The sequence below is a fragment of the Nonomuraea indica genome, from assembly GCF_002850745.1.
GTDB classification, from domain to species: Bacteria; Actinomycetota; Actinomycetes; order Streptosporangiales; family Streptosporangiaceae; genus Nonomuraea; species Nonomuraea indica.
In genome coordinates this window covers 35,974-41,035 of sequence record NZ_KZ559486.1, presented here as the reverse complement: position 1 = coordinate 41,035, position 5,062 = coordinate 35,974, and the positions used below count along the sequence as shown (strand labels likewise).

At 72.7% G+C, this 5,062-nt stretch carries 6 protein-coding genes; all 6 read right to left on the bottom strand.

Annotated elements, in window-relative coordinates; translation table 11 throughout:
• On the bottom strand, window positions 1-262 hold a 262-nt coding region (locus CXR44_RS40330; RefSeq protein ID WP_342748631.1), incomplete at its 3' end, for a Gfo/Idh/MocA family oxidoreductase.
• Between the two features lie 13 nt (window positions 263-275).
• Window positions 276-1,163, bottom strand: a complete 888-nt coding sequence (locus CXR44_RS33925; RefSeq protein ID WP_245899763.1) for a TIM barrel protein — start codon at window positions 1,161-1,163, stop codon at window positions 276-278.
• The gene (locus tag CXR44_RS33920; protein ID WP_101790242.1) at window positions 1,160-2,347 is read right to left on the bottom strand and encodes a CehA/McbA family metallohydrolase; all 1,188 of its coding nucleotides are present in this window, start codon (window positions 2,345-2,347) and stop codon (window positions 1,160-1,162) included. Before CXR44_RS33920 ends, CXR44_RS33925 begins: the two co-directional genes overlap by 4 nt.
• Window positions 2,344-3,414: an ABC transporter ATP-binding protein gene (locus tag CXR44_RS33915; RefSeq protein WP_101790241.1), complete on the bottom strand. Its 1,071-nt coding sequence runs from the start codon at window positions 3,412-3,414 to the stop codon at window positions 2,344-2,346. The genes CXR44_RS33920 and CXR44_RS33915 overlap by 4 nt, the downstream gene beginning before the upstream one ends.
• The gene (locus tag CXR44_RS33910; RefSeq protein WP_101790240.1) at window positions 3,415-4,233 is read right to left on the bottom strand and encodes a carbohydrate ABC transporter permease; all 819 of its coding nucleotides are present in this window, start codon (window positions 4,231-4,233) and stop codon (window positions 3,415-3,417) included.
• A partial coding sequence (locus CXR44_RS33905; RefSeq protein ID WP_180903837.1) for a carbohydrate ABC transporter permease occupies window positions 4,230-5,062 on the bottom strand: 833 nt, incomplete at its 5' end. The genes CXR44_RS33910 and CXR44_RS33905, both read right to left, overlap by 4 nt.

The following is a 5,062-nucleotide window of genomic DNA, read 5'->3' as shown; positions in this document are numbered from 1 at the left end:
GGCGGGGGGCGGCCCCCTGCCGTACCGGCTCGCCGTGGGAGCCGGAGGCGAGGACGAGGACGGCGTCGAACCCGCCGGCGGCCAGCATCGGCTCCACGGCGGTGTACCGGGCGGCCGCGCCCAGCCGGTCGCCCACGGCGTCGGCGAGCGTGCGCGACAGGTCGCACACGGCGGTCACCTCGAACAGGTCGCGGCGGCGCGACAGCAGCGGCACGTAGACCGCCTGCGTGACGGCGCCGCACCCGAGCAGCGCGATCTTCACAGCCAGCTCCTCTTCACAGTCCCAGCTCTCTCAGCTTGTCGCGGTTGGCGGCCTGGTCGGCGATGTTCCGCTCGACGGAGCGGCGTCCGGGCAGGGTGTCCTGCTCGATGACCACCCAGCCCTGGTAGCCGGTGTCGCGCAGCGCGGCGACCACGCCCGGAAGGTCCAGCTCGCCCTCGCCGAGCGGGGCGAACCCGCCGCGGCCCATGAGCTCGCGCAGGTCGGCGCCGTCGGCGAGCGCCCGGCCGAGGATCTCGGTGTCGCCGTCCTTGACGTGCACGTGCCCGATGCGGCCCGCCCAGTCGCGCAGCGCGCCGACCGGGTCGCCGCCTGCGAGCAGGAGGTGGCCGGTGTCGAGACAGAGCGGCACGTCGGTCAGCTCCAGGAGCCGCTCGACGTCCTGCGGCGTCTCGACGTAGGTGCCCAGGTGGTGGTGGAAGGCGGGCTCGAAGCCGCGCTCGCGGCAGCGGTCGGCGGTCTCCTGCACGCGGGCCGCGTATCCGGCCCAGGCGGCGGGAGCCAGTCCGGGGGCGCTCCCGCCGGGGCGGGCGAAGCGCTCGGGCGAGCCGGAGCAGCCGAGCGTGGGGCGCGGCGCGAACGGCCCGTCCGCGGCGGGCGCCGCCGCGAACACGTCCAGCGTCGCGTCCAGCTCGGGCAGCTTCGCCCGGAAGGCGCCGGCGTCGTGGTACGGCAGGTCGGCCCAGCCGCCGGCGAGCAGCAGCCCGCCCAGCCGGTCGGCCAGGTCGTCGGCGGTGCCCAGGTAGCCGATCGGGCCGAGGTCGATGCCGTCGTAGCCGGCGTCCGCGATGGCGGTGACCATCTCGGCGGCCGTCAGCGGCGGCGGCGCGTCGCTCAGCTCGAAGACGCCGAAGCTGACCGGAGCGTTGGCGACCTTGATCATGCGCACAGCGCCATCACCTCGTTCTCGTGTGTTTCCAGGCGGTGCCGTCCCTCCCCGGCTGGCACCGTCACCCGGTCGCCGCGGATCACCTGGCGGGCCCCGTCAGGGCGTACCAGGACCAATCCGTCGGCGTCCAGGGCGAGCAGTGTGTCGCCGAGCCGGACGAGCAGCGGCGCGTCCGGCGCGGCGGAGATGGCGGTACGGCCGGCCGTGACCGCGTCGAAGGCCGCGGCGGGGTCCTCGGCCAGCACCCATGTGGTGGGCGAGCCGGGCAGGCCGTCCGCGCCCTCGCGGTGGAAGTCGCTGGCGCCGATCGCGACCAGGTCGTCTCGCCAGGCGTCGGCCCAGGCCAGCGGGGCTCCCCAGCGGCGGTCCCACCAGCCGGAGTGCCAGACCTCGGCCACCCGGGGGCGTTCGGTGAGCGGCTGCAGCCAGGCGCAGTCGCCGCCCAGCGGGTGGTTGATCGACATCAGCCCGCCGCGGTCGCGGGCGTGCCGCAGCCAGGTGTCGGCGGGTTCGCGGAAGTCCACCCAGCCGACGTCGCCGAAGACGTTGGCGTGGCCGCGGTCGGTGGTGACCTCCTGGCCGGGCAGCAGCGCGATGCCCCGATCCGTCGCGGCCAGTTCGGGGTGGTGGCTGACGGTGTTGTGGTCGGTGACGGCCAGGAAGTCCAGGCCGCGGCCGCGGGCCAGCGCGGCCAGCTCGCCGACGGTGAGCGTGCCGTCGCTGTGCAGGGTGTGCGCGTGGAAGTCCCCGGCGTACCAGCGCAGGCCGTCGAGGGCCGGGATGTCGCGGCGCGGCGGCCGGTCGGCCGCGGGCGGTTCCTGGGCCGCCGGCCGCCGCGGGGCGGCGGTCTCGGCGCGGATGTCCAGGGTGTAGTCGAGGCCCTCGGGCGGCACCCGGTGCAGCCGCAGCCACACGTGCCAGACCCCCGGTTCGAGGGGTCCCGGCAGGTAGCCGGGCGTCGCCCAGTCCTCGGTGATCGTGTACGTGTCGCGGGCCCCGCCGGACCAGCCGCGGAACCCTCCGGGGGCGCCGCAGCCCAGGTCGAGCACGCCCTGCGCGCGGTCGTAGTCGAGCCGCACGGTCACGGCGGCGGTGCCCGGCGGCACCTCGAAGGGCACCTCGCGCAGCATCCGCTCCAGCCGGTCGTCCAGGCTCCAGTGGCCGCGGATCACCGTCATCCCGCCACCAGCTCGCCGTCGCGGTAGACGAGCGCCCGGTCGCGGCGGGGCACGGCCCAGCCCTGCTCGCCGATGGCCGGTTCGCGGCCCTCGGGCACGATGGCCTGCACCAGCACGTCGTTGACGTCGAGCGTCACGAGGTGGGAGGCGCCCAGGTTCTCCATGATGACCACCTTGCCGCCCAGCGCGTCTTCGGCGGGCTCGCTCGCGTAGGCGTTGTACTCGGGGCGCACGCCGTACACGATCTTCTCGCCGTCGGCGAGCAGGCCCTGGGCCGACGTGGGGACGGGCAGCGCGCACCCGGCCACCTCCAGCGTGCCACCGCGCACGACGCCGTCGAGGAGGTTCATGGGGGTGGAGCCGATGAAGGCGGCGACGAAGGTGTTGGCGGGCCGCTGGAACACCTCGGCCGGCGTGCCGATCTGCCGGATGTGGCCGGCCTCCATGACGGCCATCCGGTCGGCCATCGCCAGCGCCTCGGCCTGGTCGTGGGTGACGAACACGGTGGTGACGCCCAGCTCGCGCTGCAGCTTCTTGAGGAAGGTGCGCGCCTCCAGGCGCAGCCGGGCGTCCAGGTTGGACAGCGGCTCGTCGAACAGGAACGCCTGCGCCTGGGTCGCCATGACGCGGGCCAGCGCGACGCGCTGCTGCTGGCCGCCGGACAGCTGGCCGGGACGGCGGTCCATGAGGTGGTCCAGGCCGAGCCGGGCGCCGACCTCGGCGGCCTTGGCCTGCCGGGCGGCCTTGGCGACCTTCTTGATGCGCAGCGGGTAGGCGATGTTGTCGGTGACGTCCATGTGCGGGAACAGCGCGTAGTCCTGGAAGACCATGGCGACGTCCCGGCCGCCCGGCTGCACGCCGGTCACGTCGCGCTCGCCGATGACGACGGAGCCGCCGGTGGCGGTCTCCAGCCCGGCGATGGTGCGCAGCAGCGTCGTCTTGCCGCACCCGGAGGGGCCGAGCAGGGCGAAGAACTCGCCGTCGGGGATGACCAGGTCGAGCGCGTCGAGCGCCCGCACCCCGCCCGGGTAGACCTTGGTCAGGCCTCGCAGTTCGATGGCGGCCATTTAGCGCTTGATCCCTCCGTGGAAGCGGAAGCCGTACTTCTTGCTGACGATCAGATACATGACGACCACGGGCACCGAGTAGAGCAGGCCGAACGTGGACAGCAGGCGCAGGTTGGCCTGCCCGCCCTCGGTGTACAGGGTGTACATGATCACCGCGGCGGGCTGCTTCTCGACGTCCCGCAGCAGCAGGAACGGCATGAGGAAGTTGCCCCACACGTTGGCCACGGACCACACCGCGATCGTCGCCAGGCCGGGCCGTACCAGGGGGACCACGACGTGGCGGACGATCTGCAGCGGGGTGGCCCCGAAGACCCGCGCCGACTCCTCGTACGACTTGGGGGTGGCGTCCATGAAGTCCTTGAGCATGAAGATCGCCGCGGGCAGCAGGCCGCCGGACAGGATGAGGATGAGCCCGAACTGCGAGTCGATGAGCTGCAGGTCCACGGCGAGCTGGAACAGCGGCACCATGGCGGCCGTGCCGGTGATGATGGACGACAGCAGCAGCAGGACGTAGAGCAGCACGTCGCGGCCGGGCAGGTGCACCCGGCTGAGCGCGTAGGCGGCCAGCGCCGCCAGCAGCACCACGACCAGGGCCGTGCCGACCGACAGCACCAGCGAGTTGTACAGCGACGGCAGCGCGTACGGGTGCTCCAGGATCGTCTGGAAGTTCTCCCAGGTGAAGTCGGGCACCGACACCTTGTACGTCGGGTCGGAGGTGAGCGGCGCCGACGCCAGCCACAGCAGCGGCAGCGTGAAGAACGCCAGCAGGACCGCGATCAGCGTCGAGAAGCCGATCCGGCCGAGCACGAACCGCGTCATCGCTTACTCCTGAGCAGGCGCAGGTAGAACACGGCCACGACCAGGTTGATCAGCAGAATGATCGTGGAGATGGCCGCCCCGTAGCCGAGCGAACCGTTGCGGACCGCCTCGTTGTAGACGTGCACGGCCAGCACCTCCGACTTGCCGTCGGGTCCGCCCGCGGTGAGCATGAACGGCGAGAAGTCGTTGAACGTCCACAGGCTGATCAGCAGCAGGTTCGTCAGGACGTGTCCCCTGATGTGCGGGAAGACGACGTCCCTGAGTTGCTGCCAGCCGGACGCGCCGGCCAGGCGGGCGCTCTCCAGGTGAGAGGGCGGCACGTTCCCGAGCGCGGCGGCGTAGAGCATCATCGAGAAGGCGGTGCCGCGCCAGATGTTGAAGACGATGACGGACAGCATCGGGTGGTCGAGCAGCCAGGCGAAGTCGGTCAGCCCGAGCACCGCGTTGAGCGTCCCGTCGCCGGGGTCGAGCAGCGCCACCCACAGGAACGCCACGACGGCGCTGGGCAGGATCCACGCGAGGATGACGATGCCCTCGACGATCCTGCGCAGCGGGCCGCGCCGGTCGCGCAGCATCCAGGCGATGGCGAAGCCGAGCACGGCCTGGCCGATGACCGCCGAGCCGGCGACGAACTCCACGGTCAGCCAGGTCGAGTTCCAGAACCTGGGGTTGCCCAGCGCGGTGAGGAAGTTGTCGACGCCGACGATCTGCGGGTCGGCCGCGGCGACGCCGGTCAGCCGGTAGTTGGTGAGCCCGAGGTAGAGCACCCACAGCGCCGGGAACACCAGGAACACCGCGATGAGCGCCAGCGCGGGCGCCGTGAAGGCGC